The 16,614-nt window shown below is 41.1% G+C and carries 16 protein-coding genes and 1 pseudogene; 14 read left to right on the top strand and 3 right to left on the bottom strand.

Annotated features, from left to right (window positions below; translation table 11 throughout):
* Positions 1 to 188: 188 nt before the first annotated feature.
* The 3 genes from flgN to flgA all read right to left on the bottom strand — a co-directional run bounded on the left by flgN (position 189) and on the right by flgA (position 1,716).
* Positions 189 to 620, bottom strand: a complete 432-nt coding sequence (flgN, locus tag LY624_RS12345; RefSeq protein WP_130150455.1) for a flagellar protein FlgN — start codon at positions 618 to 620, stop codon at positions 189 to 191.
* Positions 613 to 933: a flagellar biosynthesis anti-sigma factor FlgM gene (gene flgM, locus LY624_RS12340; RefSeq protein WP_130150456.1), complete on the bottom strand. Its 321-nt coding sequence runs from the start codon at positions 931 to 933 to the stop codon at positions 613 to 615. Before flgM ends, flgN begins: the two co-directional genes overlap by 8 nt.
* Positions 934 to 1,011: 78 nt before the next feature.
* Positions 1,012 to 1,716, bottom strand: a complete 705-nt coding sequence (gene flgA, locus LY624_RS12335) for a flagellar basal body P-ring formation chaperone FlgA (protein WP_130150575.1) — start codon at positions 1,714 to 1,716, stop codon at positions 1,012 to 1,014.
* A 142-nt stretch (positions 1,717 to 1,858) separates the two neighbouring features.
* On the opposite strand from flgA, the gene LY624_RS12330 reads away from it, so the two are divergent.
* From LY624_RS12330 to LY624_RS12265, 14 genes and pseudogenes are all read left to right on the top strand, one after another.
* Complete coding sequence (locus LY624_RS12330) at positions 1,859 to 2,791, top strand: chemotaxis protein (RefSeq protein ID WP_130150457.1); 933 nt, start codon at positions 1,859 to 1,861, stop codon at positions 2,789 to 2,791.
* Between the two features lie 21 nt (positions 2,792 to 2,812).
* Positions 2,813 to 3,644, top strand: a pseudogene (locus LY624_RS12325) (CheR family methyltransferase).
* A 136-nt stretch (positions 3,645 to 3,780) separates the two neighbouring features.
* Complete coding sequence (flgB, locus tag LY624_RS12320) at positions 3,781 to 4,191, top strand: flagellar basal body rod protein FlgB (RefSeq protein ID WP_062569702.1); 411 nt, start codon at positions 3,781 to 3,783, stop codon at positions 4,189 to 4,191.
* Positions 4,192 to 4,193: 2 nt separating this feature from the next.
* Positions 4,194 to 4,625 carry a flagellar basal body rod protein FlgC gene (gene flgC, locus LY624_RS12315; RefSeq protein ID WP_062569703.1) on the top strand — a complete coding sequence of 144 codons (432 nt, stop codon included), beginning with the start codon at positions 4,194 to 4,196 and terminating at the stop codon, positions 4,623 to 4,625.
* A 13-nt stretch (positions 4,626 to 4,638) separates the two neighbouring features.
* Positions 4,639 to 5,319 (top strand): flagellar hook assembly protein FlgD, encoded by a 681-nt coding sequence (locus LY624_RS12310; RefSeq protein ID WP_130150459.1) that lies wholly within the window; start codon positions 4,639 to 4,641, stop codon positions 5,317 to 5,319.
* 56 nt (positions 5,320 to 5,375) lie between these two features.
* Positions 5,376 to 6,743, top strand: coding sequence for a flagellar hook protein FlgE (flgE, locus tag LY624_RS12305; protein WP_130150460.1), 1,368 nt, complete (start codon positions 5,376 to 5,378; stop codon positions 6,741 to 6,743).
* Between the two features lie 192 nt (positions 6,744 to 6,935).
* Entirely contained in the window at positions 6,936 to 7,700 is a 765-nt protein-coding gene (locus LY624_RS12300) for a flagellar basal body rod protein FlgF (protein ID WP_062569706.1), read from the top strand.
* 21 nt (positions 7,701 to 7,721) lie between these two features.
* Positions 7,722 to 8,510, top strand: a complete 789-nt coding sequence (gene flgG, locus LY624_RS12295) for a flagellar basal-body rod protein FlgG (protein WP_062569707.1) — start codon at positions 7,722 to 7,724, stop codon at positions 8,508 to 8,510.
* A 15-nt stretch (positions 8,511 to 8,525) separates the two neighbouring features.
* Positions 8,526 to 9,209, top strand: coding sequence for a flagellar basal body L-ring protein FlgH (gene flgH / locus LY624_RS12290; protein ID WP_130150461.1), 684 nt, complete (start codon positions 8,526 to 8,528; stop codon positions 9,207 to 9,209).
* A 12-nt stretch (positions 9,210 to 9,221) separates the two neighbouring features.
* Positions 9,222 to 10,316 carry a flagellar basal body P-ring protein FlgI gene (locus LY624_RS12285; RefSeq protein ID WP_130150462.1) on the top strand — a complete coding sequence of 365 codons (1,095 nt, stop codon included), beginning with the start codon at positions 9,222 to 9,224 and terminating at the stop codon, positions 10,314 to 10,316.
* A 125-nt stretch (positions 10,317 to 10,441) separates the two neighbouring features.
* The gene (gene flgJ, locus LY624_RS12280) at positions 10,442 to 11,398 is read left to right on the top strand and encodes a flagellar assembly peptidoglycan hydrolase FlgJ (RefSeq protein WP_130150463.1); all 957 of its coding nucleotides are present in this window, start codon (positions 10,442 to 10,444) and stop codon (positions 11,396 to 11,398) included.
* A gap of 13 nt (positions 11,399 to 11,411) precedes the next feature.
* Positions 11,412 to 13,409, top strand: coding sequence for a flagellar hook-associated protein FlgK (gene flgK / locus LY624_RS12275; protein WP_130150464.1), 1,998 nt, complete (start codon positions 11,412 to 11,414; stop codon positions 13,407 to 13,409).
* Positions 13,410 to 13,411: 2 nt separating this feature from the next.
* Positions 13,412 to 14,665, top strand: coding sequence for a flagellar hook-associated protein FlgL (gene flgL / locus LY624_RS12270; RefSeq protein WP_130150465.1), 1,254 nt, complete (start codon positions 13,412 to 13,414; stop codon positions 14,663 to 14,665).
* A 234-nt stretch (positions 14,666 to 14,899) separates the two neighbouring features.
* The gene (locus LY624_RS12265; protein ID WP_130150466.1) at positions 14,900 to 16,306 is read left to right on the top strand and encodes a flagellin; all 1,407 of its coding nucleotides are present in this window, start codon (positions 14,900 to 14,902) and stop codon (positions 16,304 to 16,306) included.
* Positions 16,307 to 16,614 lie beyond the last annotated feature (308 nt).

Here is a 16,614-nt window from a genome sequence, read left to right as displayed (position 1 = left end):
TTGCATAGGAAACTCTCGAGTAAATCTTATCCTGTAGTCGCGACTTAACGTCGCGTTATTTATAAGTAATAACTTGGGTTAATAATCAGGTTTACAGAGCTATCTTTTCGGCAAATAGCAAAGTGGTTTCTCAGAGGGGCTATCAATTTGTGGGATTGTTGTAATAAAGGAGAGATAACCTAAACGCATTACGCTTTAAGGTTATGTACAATTTTATTCTCGCCCTGAATAACACTGCCACCTTGGTCGTAGGTCATAGACGATGGTGCACCAATTAAAATATCTTTTAATTGTTTTACACTTAGTTGGGCTTGATGTGCGGCATGTGCATTGACATCGTTTTTCTTTTTACAATTTGTAAGAAGCTCATTCACCTGCGTGATAAGTGAAGAAACGTCTTCATCTTGAGCATCATTTTTACTCACAAGCACCTGAACTTCTTTATCAAGCGTTTGAATTTTTTGTAATAAGGAGATTTTTTGTTGGGCAATCTCTTTTAAACCTTCACCTCGTTTTGAGGCAATGGCTGTTAGCTCATCATCTAAAAGCGCAGCAATAGACTCTAAACAAGAGACTTGCTGTGTTAATTTGCTGGCAATTAAATGATTATGATCAGCCATAGACGTCAAACTCGAATGCTGCGATGTTCTTTGCTAGTTTATCAGTATCAATTTGATACTTTCCTTCGCTGATTGCTTTTTTCAACTCAGCGACTTTTGCACTGTCAAAACCAGATGACTGCTCAGCCTTTTCTTGCAAAGATTTTAATTGCTTTGCTTGCGGCGTTAAACTCACTGAATCTGCACTGGCTTTAGGCGCAGCTGATTTAGCCGTTTGCGTGTTAAGGTTATCTTTTTGTAAATCAAGCTGTTTTTGCTTGGTATTCGTCAACACAGATGTTTGCTGACTATTATTATTGACGTTGCTTACCATTATTTTGACCTATACATTACCCAACATATGCCTTTGTATCGGCAGGCACACAAGATACTTTAACATAAATATTAAAAATTAAATATTCACCTGTACAGACTCGACACCATCCACGCGTGCATTTAATACTTTACCTGATTTTTTGTTTTTTACACGTACTAATTCATCAAGCGTACCATCTTCTAAAGCAACACCTGTTGTTTTGATTCTAAGCCCACGTATCGCTGCAATGATGGTTACATTATCCCCTTTGCACACCATACAAATATGGCTCATGACAATCGGAAGACCACTGCGGATATTACGTTTGCTCCGACTTCCTATTAGCACTGACTCATCTTGAATATATTGCGTACGAACAAATTGTTTAGGCTTCATCTCAAGGCGTAAATGTTCAGCTTTAATGACCTCTCCACGAGTTAAATTGGTTGTTACTACCACCACAGGCTCAAGTTCAATAATTCTGACATGCACATACTGCGTCCAACTATTTAAGTCTTCGCATTTAAGTTGTACGGTTACCTGCCGATTAAAAGGAGGTTCAGTCGGAACGGTTTTACTCAGCGGTAACTGACAAGGCCTATCTGGAATTCGGCTATCAAGAGGCAGCGCGCTGACTTGTGGTGTTGAATCCAGATCAGTAATTTGTTCGCTGATAAAATCGATAGCGATTTGTTGAAGTTGCTGGTGATTATAGACTTCAGCTTGAAGTTGCGTACTAAGCAACAGGCTAGCAAGAAAATAAAAAACACTGTATCTTCGGCTTTTTTTTAACAAACTCATCATGTTTCGACTATGCTTATGGTTGAAAACAAGGTATAAATATTTTGCGTCAAAAAACAGACGCTTTGTAACCTTATGTAGCTTTAACACAAAGAAAGCAATTATTGTTCCGACTCTGGTTGTTTATCTTTAGGAGATTGAAATGGCAGGCATTTTAGACTCAGTTAACCAGCGTACTCAGTTGGTTGGGCAAAACCGCCTTGAATTACTATTATTCAAACTCAGAGGGCGTCAACGCTTTGGTATTAACGTGTTTAAAGTAAGAGAGGTTTTACAATGCCCACCGCTTACAAACATGCCAAAATCAAACGCCTATATCCGTGGTGTGGCCCATATTCGAGGTCAAACTATCTCAGTTATTGATTTATCTATGGCTGTTGGCGGCCCTGCAATCGAGAATTTAAAGGATAGTTTTATTATCATTGCGGAATACAATCGCTCAGTTCAAGGCTTTTTAGTCGGTGGTGTTGAACGTATTGTAAATATGAACTGGGAAAAAATTATGCCTCCGCCATCGGGCGCTGGCCGTTATTCGTATTTGACAGCCGTCACCGAAATAGAGAACGAGCTGGTAGAGATCCTTGACGTTGAAAAGATTCTTAACGAGATCTGCCCAGTTAATACTGAGGTCAGTGCTGAGGTCGTGGGCGAGGGCGAAATTCAAAAAGACTTAGGTGAACGCATCGTCTTTATTGCTGATGATTCTGCGGTAGCAAGAAATCAAGTTAAGCGTGCTCTTGAGCCACTAGGTGTGCAAACTGAGCTTGCTAAAAATGGTAAAGAAGCATTGCTGAGGCTACGTGAAATTGCTGAACTTGATTGTCAAAACAATATCACCGAACGCGTTGGTTTGCTGATATCTGATGTTGAAATGCCAGAAATGGATGGCTATACCTTAACAGCAGAAATAAAAGCCGATCCAAAATTATCGCCGCTACATGTAATTTTACACACATCACTGAGTGGTGTATTTAATCAAGCAATGATTGAAAAAGTGGGTGCGGATGATTTTATTGCAAAGTTTAACCCTGATGAATTAGCAACAGCTGTTAAAAAATGGGTTCACTGTGATTAATAATTTATAGGTGGTATTACTTTGGAAAATAAGCACTTACAACAAAGCGAATACGATCAATTTCGCTCTTTTTTAGAGCAACAATGTGGGATTGTGTTAGGTGATAACAAACTATATTTAGTTAAAAGTCGCCTTGCACCATTGATGGCTCGCTTTAGTGTGGAATCGTTATCACAATTAGTGAGCAAAACGCTAAGTCCTCATGAGAGGCAGTTACGTGCCGCAGTTGTTGATGCGATGACGACAAACGAAACGCTTTGGTTCCGTGACCAATACCCCTTTGAGTTACTTAAAACTAAATTGTTTCCTGAATTTAAAGACTTGCATAGACCAGTGAAAATCTGGTCTGCGGCAAGTTCTTCTGGTCAGGAACCTTACTCGATAGCTATGTCGGTTGCCGAGTTTCAATCTAAGCAGCCAGGTGTTTTAAAAAATGGGTGCGCAGATTATTGGTACTGATATTTCAAATACCATGCTTGATATGTGTAAGAATGCTGAGTACGACTCACTTGCACTCGCTCGAGGCTTGTCTATGGAAAGGCGGCAAAAGTTCTTTAAGGATAGTGGCAATGGTATGGCACAGGTGGTTGATCCAATAAGAAAAATGGTCAGTTTTAGGCATCTCAACTTATTAGATTCTTATGCCTTGATGGGCAAGTTTGATATCATTTTTTGCCGCAATGTACTGATTTACTTTTCACCAGAGGTTAAGGCAAAAATTATTGCGCAATTTGCTCAGGCACTTAACCCCAAAGGCTATTTATTTTTAGGCGCATCTGAGTCAATGGCGGGCTTAAGTGATAGCTTTGATATGGTACGTTGTAATCCAGGTATCATCTACCAGAAGAAATAATTCCCTTCTAGCAACCTAACTATTAGGTTGCTATATCTTATTTATTTTCAATTAGTTATAACCTTATTGATAGGCTCTTTATTTTTGGCTTGTCTTTTGCATTGTCCAATGCAGAGTCAAATTTTTGGAGATGGTTATGGCTATCAGTTTTGATAAAGCATTCGGTGTTCACCCCCATGCAATGTTGATCCGTTCACAACGTGCTGAGTTATTAGCGACTAATATCGCTAATGCTGATACGCCGGGCTACAAGGCAAAAGATGTGGATTTTGCATCTGCATTAAAAGCGGCAAAAAGCAACCAACAAAGCGGCAACACTATGGTACGTACAAACGAGAAACACCTTGCGGGTGGTAGTCGTTTTGTTGGTAACTCAGAAATGTTTCGCACGCCAAATCAAGCAGATACAGGTGATGGTAACTCTGTTGATATACAAGTGGAACGAAACTTGTATGTACAAAACTCATTAGAGTATCAGGCAAGCCTGCAATTTATGAGTAGTAAAATTAAAGGCCTTAAAAAAGCCCTCGGTAGTCAAGGAGCTTAATCATGAGTTTATATAATGTTTTTGATATTTCAGGTACGGGTATGAGTGCACAAAATGTGCGTTTAAATACCACGGCGAGTAATATCTCAAATGCAAATACGATTAGCTCTAGTCAAAATGAGACTTACCGAGCGCGTCACCCTGTGTTTGCCGCTGAGCTTACAAAAGCGTCAGCATCACAAAGCAATCCTCAGGGCTCTTCTGTTGGCGTTAAAGTACTGGGTATTGTAGAGAGCGACAAGCCTCTGCAAATTGAATATAACCCGAATCATCCAAGTGCAGATGAAAACGGTTATATCTACAAACCAAATGTTAACGTTGTAGAAGAAATGGCTAATATGATTTCTGCCTCTCGCTCTTATCAAACAAATGTGCAAGTTGCTGATGCAGCAAAGCAAATGTTAAGTAAAACACTGTTGCTTGGGCAGCGGTAACCGAGGATAAGTTATGAGTAACGACATCAGCAGTGCGTCATCCACGTATTTAGATAACTTACGTTGGCAAGACAATCAAACGAAAACAGAAGAGAAAGATGACACTTTAACACAAGAAGATTTCTTCTCGTTGTTAACTCAACAGTTATCGTTTCAAGACCCGAGTAAGCCCGCTGACAATGATCAAATGATTGCTCAGATGACAAACTTTACTATGGCAGAAGGTATTTCAAATCTTAATAGTAAATTTGAATCCCTTACGGCTTCAATGACATCTAACTCGGCGCTACAAGCATCTACTTTAGTAGGTAAGCAAGCGTTGCTTGAGTCAGATATGCTGGATTTAAACGAAACGGGTGTATCTAAAGGCTCTGTTGTTGCAGAAAATCCGGTAGATGAGTTAACACTGCGTATTGAAGATGAATCAGGGCAACTAGTTAGAACCATTGAGCTAGGGGCGCAATCTGCTGGTGCAATTCGTTTTGAATGGGATGGCGAAAATGAAGATGGCGAACGTTTGCCACCTGGTGAGTACAAAATCAAAGCCGAGGGCAACGTTAATGGTGACTACACCAGCTTACCGATTGCGACTTTCAAGAATATTGAGAGTGTGAACATTAATGGTTCGAACGGCATCATTATAAATACAAAAGAAGGCGCGGTTAGGCTAACTGATGTAGCAGAAATCGCTTAATTATACAGATTAATTAGTTAGCCAAGTGCTACAGATTGACACTTTAGAGGTGACTTATGAGCTTCAATATTGCATTAACCGGACTTGCTGCCGCGCAAAAAGATTTAGATGTAACAGCAAATAATATTGCCAACGTTAATACGACAGGCTTTAAAGAATCACGAGCTGAATTTGCGGATGTATATGCATCTTCAGTGTTTAGCTCTGGTCGAACTAAGAATGGTGATGGTGTGCAAACAACCATGGTGGCTCAACAGTTCCATCAGGGTTCACTACAGTTTACCAATAACTCGCTTGATTTAGCCATCACCGGTGAAGGTTACTTCGCGATGAGCCAAGAGCTAGGAGCTCAAGACTTTACTTATACGCGCGCTGGTGCATTTAAGTTAAATAAAGATAACTTTGTTGTTGATGCTAAAGGAAACTACTTACAAGGCTTTCCAGTAGATCCTGCTACAGGTGACACAACGTCAGTGAGCTTAAGTACCTCTTCAGCTATTCAAATTCCAGACTCATCAGGCTCGCCGCGTTCAACCAATAACGTGTATTCATCGTTCAATCTAGATTCACGTTCTACTACGCCAACAGTCACGCCTTTTGACCCTGAAACTAGTGCGTCGTATAACAGTTCGACATCGACAACGATATATGACTCACTGGGTGAGCCGCACGTTTTACAGCTTTACTTTGTGAAAACAGATGCGACCGTAACGGGGAATGACAATGAGTGGCAAGTGTATGCTACGCTCGATGAAAAACCATTTAGCCCAGCAGGTGTTGAAGAAACAGCTGCGCCTTACACGCCATTATCAACATTTCAGTTTGATTCAAGTGGTTTACCATTAAATACAAATGGTGCGCCAAATACAGATGCTACCTTCAACCCACTTTCTATCCCAAATGGTGCGGGTGCAGGGGTTGGTTTATCTGACTTATTATCAAATGGTGCGAGTTTCCCTGAAGACGTTAATATTAACTGGCGTGATGAAGCAGGTACTACAAATAAAATACCAACCCAGTATGCCAGCCGCTTTGAAGTTAAAGCACTTGAGCAAGATGGCGCAACAGTGGGCCGCTTAGCAGGTATTGATATTGGCACAGATGGTAAGGTTGTTGCTTCGTACAGTAATGGTGATACCTCATTCCTAGGGCAAGTTGCCATGGTTCGTTTTTCTAATTCACAAGGCTTACAACAAGTGGGTGATACATCGTGGAAGAAAAGCTTAACCTCAGGTGAGCCTATTGCTGGGGAGCCAGGTTCAGGTACGCTTGGTACTGTGAATTCTTCTGCTCTTGAGCAATCAAACGTAAACTTAACGTCTGAGTTAGTTGATTTGATTAGTGCACAGCGTAACTTCCAAGCAAACTCGCGTGCGCTTGAAGTGAACTCAACACTGCAACAAAATATCTTACAGATCCGTTAATAATAGCGGATCTTCAACTCAATCCGACACAAGGGCTGCTCTTTAACAGGCAGCCTTTTTCATTTTAGTCACTAGACCCACACCTGCTACAACACAGAGCTCTACACTTCATAAGCGCTAAATAAGGCGTCAATTTTACTTTGGCACTGTTATTGCATTTATCAAATATCGTATTTTTAATGAGTCAATGTTATGGACAAAATGGTCTACATTGCCATGTCGGGTGCTAAGCAAAGTATGCGAGGTCTGGCCCTAAAGGCTAATAACCTTGCTAATGCTAACACCACTGGCTTTAAAGCTGATTTTGCACAAGCCCGCTCTATGCAAGCGTTTGGTGAAGGCATGCCTACACGCGTGTTTTCTATGCAAGAGCGACCTGGCTCAAATATGGAGTCGGGTGGGTATGTTGAGACTGGACGCGATCTTGATGTTGCATTGAGTGATAGAGGTTGGCTAAGTGTTCAAGATGCCTCAGGTAACGAAGCTTATACAAAAGCCGGTACATTAAACATTACTCCCGATGGCGCATTAATGACCAGCCATGGACGTCAAGTTATTGGCGAAGGTGGTCCGATTATTTTGCCACTGCCCATTGAAAAAGTTGAATTTAGTTCAGATGGTTCTATTCAAGTTCGACCTCAAGGTGCGCCAGCAAACTTTTTAGAAGTCGTTGACAGACTTAAGGTTATTGAGGCTGATAACACGCAACTTGAAAAAGGTAATGATGGCTTATTTCGGCCAAAACCAGAGACCTTAGTGAATGGTCAATGTACCTTTTGTGATGTGTCAGAAAATGTAGAGGTGTTATCAGGCACACTTGAAATGTCCAATGTGAATCCTGTACATGAAATGGTCGATATGATCAGCCATCAACGCCAATTTGAATTACAAGTTAAATTGATGAAAACAGCAGAAGAGATTGATGAACGTCAAGATCAGCTGTTACGCATCGTTTAATAGCACTGAGAGGGTAGAATTATGAATCCTGCATTGTGGATCAGTAAAACAGGGCTTGATGCCCAACAAACCGATATTTCGGTGATTTCAAATAATCTCGCAAATGCCAGCACAGTAGGCTATAAAAAAAGCCGTGCTGTATTCGAAGATTTACTATATCAAAATATCAATCAGCCTGGTGGTCGCTCATCACAAGATACTGAAATGCCATCAGGTTTAATGCTTGGTGCGGGTGCAAAAGTAGTTGCAAACCAGAAGAACTTTTCGCAAGGTAATATGCTTACCACCGAAAACTCACTCGATTGGATGATTTCAGGCCCTGGCTTTTTCGAAGTACAACTGCCAGATGGAAATATTGCTTACTCACGTAATGGCCAATTTACAACCGATGAAGATGGCCGAATTGTAACCTCTGGTGCGGGTTTCCCTATTCAGCCTGAAATGAATGTCCCTGACGATGCGCAATCAATCACTGTTTCACAAGATGGTGAAGTATCTGTGCGGGTGGCAGGACAAGCAGAAAATGTCGTGATTGGTCAGCTTACAATCAGTGATTTTATTAATCCGTCGGGTTTAGAGCCGATGGGGCAAAATCTGTATACAGAAACCGCTGTAAGTGGTGCGCCTGTGCAAGGTAATCCAGGAATTGATGGCTTAGGTACTGTGGTTCAAGGATCACTTGAAACGTCGAACGTTAATGTAACTGAAGAGCTTGTAAATCTGATTGAAACGCAACGAATTTATGAAATGAATTCAAAAGTGATTTCAGCAGTTGATGAAATGCTTAGCTACATTAATCAGCAGCTTTAATGGGTAGGAGGTCGCATGCGTAATATTATCTTAGTCACATCGGCAGCACTTATGTTAGGTGGTTGTATGTCAACACAGAACCACCATGTGGTTCAGGATGACCCTTACTATGCACCTATGTATCCAGAGCCTTCTGCTGAACAAATGGTACCAACAGGTTCATTGTTTGATAGTTACCTGTCAAATGATCTGTATTCAGATAAAAAAGCACTCAGAACAGGCGATATTATTACTGTTAAGTTGCAAGAGTCTACGCAAGCATCGAAAGCGGCAAAAACTGAAACAGATAAAGAAACGGATGCGAGCTTAGATCCGGTTATCGGCTTAGGTGGAAACCCAGTTAATATAGGCGGAGATAGCATCCAGTTTGGCATTGGCTCAGGTTCATCATTTAAAGGCGATTCAAAGTCAAACCAGTCTAATAGCTTATTTGGTGATATATCCGTCAATGTAATGCGCGTTTTGCCTAATGGCAACCTAGTGATCCGCGGTGAAAAGTGGCTAACCTTAAATACAGGCGAAGAATTTATTCGTTTAGAAGGCTTAGTTCGCCCTGAAGATGTGACCGCCGATAATACAGTCACATCGAATCGCATTGCGAATGCACGAATTCAATATTCAGGAAAAGGGCAAATGCAAGAGTCGCAAAGTGCAGGGTGGCTTTCTCGATTCTTCAGTAGTTCACTTTTTCCTTTTTAGAGGTAACACATCATGAATGGGGTTAAATGCATCATCGCACTTTGCTTACTTAGTTTGCAGTTTAGTGTGCAGGCTGAGCGGGTTAAAGATGTTTCTATGGTCGAAGGTGTTCGCTCTAACCAATTAGTTGGCTATGGTCTGGTGGTTGGTTTGCCAGGTACTGGTGAACAAAGCCGTTTTACTGAACAAAGCTTTAAAGCCATGCTTAATGGTTTTGGCATAACTTTGCCGGCGAGTTTAAAGCCAAAAATTAAAAATGTTGCCGCTGTTGCTGTGCACGCAGAATTGCCTGCATTTAGAAAGCCTGGCCAAACAATTGACATCACGGTCTCTTCAATTGGTAGTGCAGGAAGCTTACGTGGTGGTACATTACTGCAAACCTTCTTAAAAGGGGTTGATGGCAACACCTATGCGATTGCCCAAGGTAGCCTTGTAGTTGGTGGGTTAGGTGCAGAAGGTGCTGACGGTAGTCGTGTTATTATCAACACACCCACTGTTGGGCGTATTCCTAATGGCGCAACGGTTGAGAGAGCAGTTAAAAGCCCGTTTATGCAAGGCGACTACATTACCTTTAACTTGAATCGCCCTGATTTCACAACAGCAAAAAGATTAGAGCAAACAATTAATGACTTAGTTGGTCCAAATAGTGCGCAAGCAATTGATGCGGCATCGGTGAGAGTACTTGCACCTCGTGATGCATCGCAGCGTGTTGCTTATTTATCAACGCTTGAAAATTTGGAGTTCAAACCCGCTGACACTGCAGCAAAAATTATTGTTAATTCACGTACAGGCACGATAGTGATTGGTAAGAATGTTAAATTGCAACCGGCGGCGATTACGCATGGTGGATTAACCGTTACCATTGCTGAGCAGCAAAATGTTTCGCAGCCAAACGCATTTAGCGAGGGTGAAACAGTTGTGACTAATCAAAGCATTATCGATGTTGACCAAGATGATTCTCGTGCATTTGTATTTAATCCAGGAATTAGTCTTGATGATCTGGTGCGTGCTATTAACGAAGTGGGGGCAGCGCCGGGTGACTTAATGGCCATTCTTGAAGCACTTAAGCAAGCAGGGGCCATAAACGGACAACTTGTGATTATCTAATTAACTAAAAACGCGCGAAAGCGCGCTTTTAGTCTCTGCGTTATTATTCTAAATTCTTTTCTCTTATTTATTGGCTCATTTTTTGCATTTAATTGGGTATTAATAATTATTGTGTCAAAAAGCTGATGGATACTAATCATCTCGACAAGCAAAACTTTTTTGATTTAGGTAACTTAGACTCATTACGTCAAAGTGCCCTAAAAAGTGATGCCTCTAGCGATGCGTCAAAAGAGGCGTTAAAAAAGGCGGCGGCACAATTTGAATCTATTTTCACACAAATGCTCTTGAAGAGCATGCGTAAAGCGAATGAAGCGTTCGAAGATAAAGACAGTCCTTTTAACACCAGTGGCGTAAAGTTTTTTGAAGAAATGCATGATCAGCAACTATCAGTCGAGTTGTCTTCAAATGGCTCATTGGGTTTAGCAGATCTTATTGTTCAGCAGTTATCGCCTGATGGCAAAAAATTTATGCCAGGCTCTGTGCTTAGGACTACAACTGAGTTTAACAGTGATAGACGTGCAAGTGGTGTTGAACAGCCAGATACGACGACTAAAGCTGTCGAGACTACGTCAGCCAATGAACAAACTGAAAATCGCTTTGATGATGCTGAATCATTTATCAGCACGGTGTGGGAACATGCTAAAAATGCAGCTGAGAAAATTGGTTTAAACCCTGCTGTCATGGTTGCGCAAGCTGCCCTTGAGACAGGTTGGGGAAAACACATTATTAGCAAAGCAGACGGCACCAGTAGTAACAACTTATTCAATATTAAATCTGATAAAAGCTGGCAAGGTGACAAAGCAAGCAAACTTACTTTGGAGTTTGAGCAAGGTGTGCCTGTTAAGAAACAAGCCAGTTTTCGTTCTTATCAATCAATTAAAGAAAGTGTTCATGATTTTGTGGATTTCCTCAATGAGAATCCTCGTTATCAAGAAGCACTTGAAAACACCGCAGAGCCTGCAGCATTTTTAGATTCTTTACAAAAAGCAGGTTATGCAACAGACCCAAATTATGCCGATAAAATAAAGCAGGTACTAAAGCGTGTTGAGCTTCAAAGTGTTGCTGCTTCATTGGTACGTTAAGGAGTAAGCCCTCATGTCATTTAATATTTATGACATTGCAAATGCTGGTATAAGAGCAAACTCACAGTTGCTGCAAACCACCAGTAAAAACATAGCCAATGTTAATACAGAAGGCTATGTACGTGAGCGAACAGAATTTACTACCATGATCGACAATCAAGTTGGTCGTGGTGAAACTTATCGTTTACTCAATGAGTTTGCGCAAAAACAGCTCAATCGTGACACTTCAAGTAAAGCATTTTTTGACCAATTTGTTACAGAAGCAAGCCGCATGGATAGCTTATTCTCAGAAGAGTCAAATAGTGTATCAACCAGTGTTAATTCGTTTTTTAATAATATTCAAGAAAGCCTAAATCAGCCATCGTCAAATGTTGCGCGTTCTTTAGTGATGACAGATGCACAGAATTTAATTGATCAGATGGATAGACTATCGGGGATTGTTTCAGAGCAAAAAGCGGTTGTGAATGAGCAGCTAGAAATCTTTTCCGAAGAAGCGAATAATTTAATTCAAAGTATAAGTGAACTGAATTCACAAATTGTTGCTGTTGATGGCACTGACCGTGAGTCACTTTCAAGTAGCCTTTATAATGAACGTGATAAAGCGATTCGTGATTTATCTGAATTAATTGATATTGAAACGCTTGATGGCAGTAACGGTGAAAAGCAAGTTTATTTAGGCACAGGCGAAGCCTTAGTTATGGAAAATGGTACATTTAATTTATTTTCTTTAACAGGCGATCCTGATCCGAGTTTTCAAGAACTTAAGTTAGATGTCAATGGTGGCAAAGCTGTGCCGCTTGAGGTGGATACGGGTAAATTAAAAGGCAAAATTGGTGGTCTTTTATCATTTCGTGATGACATCCTCGTGCCGGCACACAACCAGCTTGGTCAAATGGGGTTGGCGCTTGCTGATGCATTTAACCAACAGAATCACCTAGGTATGACTGCGAATGGTGAAATGGGCGGAGATATTTTTGCTATCCCTTCAACCAATGGCCTTGCGTATCAGGCAAATACGGGTAACGCATCAATGACGGCAACTGTTGAAGCTGGGTTTGGTAGTTCACTACCAGCCAGTGATTTTGTGATTAGTTATACCAGCCCTACGACAGTGGAAATCCAAGCAGTTGATAATAAAGGTGAGCCAATTGGTGCAGTAACAACCGCAGATGTAGTGGGTGGGGTTATTGACTCTTCAACTATTACACCTGCCGGTGGTGAGTCATTTGGTTTAGAGCTCAATGTTTCTGGCACGGCGAATGTCGGTGATAAGTTTATGGTTAAATTAAACTCTCACGCTTCTGGCAATTTAGAGCTAGCTACAAACAGACCCGAAGACTTAGCGCTTGCATCGCCTATTCGAACAGCTAATGATATCAACAACACCAGTGATGCCAGTATTACTGCTGGAACAGTAACCGATGCAGGCTATTTCGGTTCTCCAGTCAGTTTACCTAATGGCAGTATTACGATTTCTAAAACTGCAGAGCCAGATGAATATACAGTGTCTGATGGGGTTAATACTGAAACATTCAACGGAACACCGCCATTAAAAAATGTGCTTTCAGCAGCAGGCGGTAACTTTGTAAATTACGGTTTTGATTTCGATATAGAAGGTACGCCTGCTTTAGGTGATACATTTACTGTGGAAGCAAATGAAGGCGGAATTGACGATAACCGTAATGGTTTATTGCTAGCTGATATTCAGAATTCAAATATCGTGAGACGAAATGTTGACGGCTCAGCAGATAATAACCATCAAACCGTTAATCAAGCCTATACTGGTTTAGTGTCTGATATTGGTGTGGTTACAGGGCAAGCTCAAACGAATGGCGCAGCTTTTACAGCGTTGGCTGAGCAGTCTGAAGCATGGTATGAATCTTTGTCGGGTGTAAACCTAGATGAAGAAGCTGCTAATTTGCTTCGTTTTCAACAATCTTATGCGGCGTCTGCACAAGTGCTTGCGACTGCCCGTTCAGTTTTTGATACCTTATTAAGTGCGGCGAGGTAATTATGCGTTTATCTAATAATTTAATGTACCAAAGCAGTATCAACAAAATTCTTGAAGGGCAGCAAGGTGTTGCGAATGCACAAGAGCGCGTGAATACTGGGCAAAAATATTTATCGACGTCAGAAAGCCCATCTGCCTACTCGCAAGCATCTTTATTTACAAATAAAATCCAGACAAACGAGCAGTATACTAAAAATATTAATCAACTGAATGGCCGATTAGAAACAGAAGAAAGTGTACTACAAAATATCAATACCACCATTCAGGCTGCGCAAGAGCTAGCAATTCGTGCCGGTAATGGGGCGATGAGCCAGACAGACTTACAAACCATTGCCAGTGAGCTGGAGGAGCTGCAAAAGTCTTTGCTCAGCTCAATGAATAGTCAATCTGAAGATGGCAAGTATATTTTTTCTGGTTATCAAGATAGCACGCAAACATACAGCCTGAATACGCTAACTGGCCTATATGAATATCAAGGCGATCAGGGACAGCATAAAGTAACAATAGCTAAAGGTGTTGATGTTCGCTCAAGTGATAATGGTTTTACTGCGTTCGAAAAAGTGAATGCCCGCCTTGATGTAGTATCAAATGAGGGAACAGCGGCAGGCGGTGTTACATCGGGTACTGTGTATGTCAAAAAACAAGCTGATTTTGATAAGTTCCATCAAGCGAATTACGACTTGAACCCGACGGCATTGCCTGCAGATAATACATTTCAAGTCGAACTTGTTCCAGGTGTTAACCCTGGTGACCCTGATACCTATGTTATTAATGACGGCTATGGTAATCCAATCACCCCAGCAGTGACTGGTGAATACACAGGTGAGCCAATTGAATATGCTGGTATGGAGTTTAAGCTAGAGGGCGCAGCCCCTGGTACGTTTGACTTTTCGTTGCAACAACCGCAAAAAGAGAATGTACTCAATACCATGCAAAACCTGATCACTAGCCTTAATAGTGGCCTTGAAGGTGATGAGCTGCATGATGCACTCGCTGATGGTTTGGTGCAATTACAAAATGCCAGTGATCAAGTTGTGTTTACTCAAGCAAGTTTAGGTGCACGTATGAACTTGGTTGAACAAGTGACTGACTCAAATAGCGCGTTAGATATTAATAATAAAGAGAGTAAAGCAAACTTAGTTGAAGTCGATATGGCCGAAGCGATTAGCGATTTAACGAAACATGAAACAGCGTTGCAGGCATCACAAGCAACCTTTGGACGCTTAGCCAACTTAACATTGTTTGATTATTTATAGTGACAAAACATCGGAAATAGTTTGCCTATTTCTAAAAAAGCCAGTGGCAATAAATTGTCACTGGCTTTTTTATTATGAGCTTTATCATAAGGAGTGAATTAAAAACGCTTATAAAACATGGTTTTAAAATTTATTTTTGAGCTGGCACGCTTCCTGCTTTATGTGTTTTACAAAGCGCGTGGTTCCTCACATTATCATTGGACCACAGCCTAATTAAAACTAGGAGATGGTAAAATGGCATTAACAGTCAATACTAATGTGTCGTCACTAAACGCACAGCGTAATCTGAATAAATCAAGTCAAGGTTTAACAACCTCAATGGAACGCTTAGCGTCGGGTATGCGTATTAATAGCGCAAAAGATGATGCTGCGGGCCTACAAATTTCAAACCGTTTAACATCACAAATAAACGGTCTTGCAGTCGCACAGCGTAACGCAAATGATGGTATCTCAATGGCGCAAACAGCTGAAGGTGCGATGCAAGAGTCTACCAGTATCTTACAACGTATGCGTGAGCTTGCGCTTCAAGCTGCAAATGGTTCAAACTCAGCAGAAGATAGAGACGCGCTACAGCAAGAAGTTACAGCATTACAAACAGAATTAACTCGTATCTCTGATACAACAACGTTCGGTGGTGTACAGCTACTCGATGGAACCTTTGGCACTAAGCAATTCCAAGTGGGCTCAGATGCGAACCAAACGATTGATGTAACACTTGAGAGCACAGCTGCGGGTGATATCGGCTCACATGAAGTGAAAGGTGGTGGTACAGTTTTTGGTGAGTTTAATAACTCAACACTTGCAACAGAGTTTGCTAATGGTACTGGTGGCAGCGTAACTTTCTCTGGTTATAAGGGTGCTTATACACATACCTATGCAAATACACAATCAGCAGTGGATGTTGCTGAGGCAATTAATGCAGAGAATACAGGTATTGAAGCAAAAGCTTATGTAAATGTAACAATCGACAATTTAGGTGTTGATGATGATGGTACTTTAAACGTTGGTACTAAATCTTATGATTTAGCAACGTTTGCGGGTAACGCGGAGCGTTTATCTGAAGAGCTTGCTAAAGATGGCTTTAATGTGAAGTTTGATGCAGATACAGGCTCTATTGATCTAACTGCTGAAGGTGTGAATGGGGTTGAAATCACAGGTTCAACGCTACCAGGTGCTACGGTGCAGTTAGATGGTAATGCAACAGCAGCTGATGTGAGTAAAACGTCTGAACTAAGACTTACCTCAACTCAACAGTTTACAGTGGGTGATGATGGTACGGCAGACGCGGCAGAACTTGTTGCAGGAACTGCCTCTACGTTATCTACTGTTAAAGATATTGATATTGCATCGTCTCAAGATGGTGCGCAAAGTGCTATTGATGTTATCGACTCGGCAATTGCACAAATTGACAGTATTCGAGCTGGACTTGGTGCGGTACAGAACCGTTTTGGTCACACAATTAGCAACTTAGCGAATGTCGCTGAAAACGTATCGGCTTCACGTAGCCGTATTCAAGATACTGACTTTGCAACAGAAACAGCGCACATGACGAAAAACCAAATCTTGCAACAAGCGGGTACGTCAATTTTGTCGCAAGCGAATCAAATACCACAAGCAGCAATCAGCCTGTTGGGTGGCTAACATTAGTTGTTACTTTAAAAACGCACTCACTGAGTGCGTTTTTTGTTTTAAGTGTCAGATCTTTCGCTACCCTAGGTGGATATCAACAATTAGATTTTGCCAAAGAGCTTACGGGCAACTTTATCTTGAAATAGCTATTAATAAGTACGATGAGTAATAGTTGTGACTCTTGGTCGCACGGTTTTATTAAGCATCACTGTATTAGTAGAAAACGTAATAATGGCTCTTTTAAGCGATAAATGTAGGGATGGAATGCAAAACATCTTCTTTAAATAGACGTTTTAATGAATAATAAAATTCAATAATTT

The sequence above is a fragment of the Pseudoalteromonas sp. N1230-9 genome (genome assembly GCF_032716425.1).
Classification (GTDB): Bacteria; Pseudomonadota; Gammaproteobacteria; order Enterobacterales; family Alteromonadaceae; genus Pseudoalteromonas.
Note: the sequence above shows the minus strand (reverse complement) of the source record. Positions and strands in the feature narration are given on the sequence as shown.

Excerpts from the sequence above, each read along its gene's own strand:
- flgN (WP_130150455.1), bottom strand. The coding sequence starts at position 620 with ATGGCTGATCATAATCATTTAATTGCCAGCAAATTAACACAGCAAGTC.
- LY624_RS12330 (WP_130150457.1), top strand. The coding sequence starts at position 1,859 with ATGGCAGGCATTTTAGACTCAGTTAACCAGCGTACTCAGTTGGTTGGG.
- flgH (WP_130150461.1), top strand. The coding sequence starts at position 8,526 with ATGCGTAATATTATCTTAGTCACATCGGCAGCACTTATGTTAGGTGGT.
- flgL (WP_130150465.1), top strand. The coding sequence starts at position 13,412 with ATGCGTTTATCTAATAATTTAATGTACCAAAGCAGTATCAACAAAATT.
- flgJ (WP_130150463.1), top strand. The coding sequence starts at position 10,442 with ATGGATACTAATCATCTCGACAAGCAAAACTTTTTTGATTTAGGTAAC.
- flgK (WP_130150464.1), top strand. The coding sequence starts at position 11,412 with ATGTCATTTAATATTTATGACATTGCAAATGCTGGTATAAGAGCAAAC.
- flgM (WP_130150456.1), bottom strand. The coding sequence starts at position 933 with ATGGTAAGCAACGTCAATAATAATAGTCAGCAAACATCTGTGTTGACG.
- LY624_RS12285 (WP_130150462.1), top strand. The coding sequence starts at position 9,222 with ATGAATGGGGTTAAATGCATCATCGCACTTTGCTTACTTAGTTTGCAG.
- flgB (WP_062569702.1), top strand. The coding sequence starts at position 3,781 with ATGGCTATCAGTTTTGATAAAGCATTCGGTGTTCACCCCCATGCAATG.
- flgA (WP_130150575.1), bottom strand. The coding sequence starts at position 1,716 with ATGAGTTTGTTAAAAAAAAGCCGAAGATACAGTGTTTTTTATTTTCTT.
- LY624_RS12310 (WP_130150459.1), top strand. The coding sequence starts at position 4,639 with ATGAGTAACGACATCAGCAGTGCGTCATCCACGTATTTAGATAACTTA.
- flgC (WP_062569703.1), top strand. The coding sequence starts at position 4,194 with ATGAGTTTATATAATGTTTTTGATATTTCAGGTACGGGTATGAGTGCA.
- flgG (WP_062569707.1), top strand. The coding sequence starts at position 7,722 with ATGAATCCTGCATTGTGGATCAGTAAAACAGGGCTTGATGCCCAACAA.
- LY624_RS12300 (WP_062569706.1), top strand. The coding sequence starts at position 6,936 with ATGGACAAAATGGTCTACATTGCCATGTCGGGTGCTAAGCAAAGTATG.
- flgE (WP_130150460.1), top strand. The coding sequence starts at position 5,376 with ATGAGCTTCAATATTGCATTAACCGGACTTGCTGCCGCGCAAAAAGAT.
- LY624_RS12265 (WP_130150466.1), top strand. The coding sequence starts at position 14,900 with ATGGCATTAACAGTCAATACTAATGTGTCGTCACTAAACGCACAGCGT.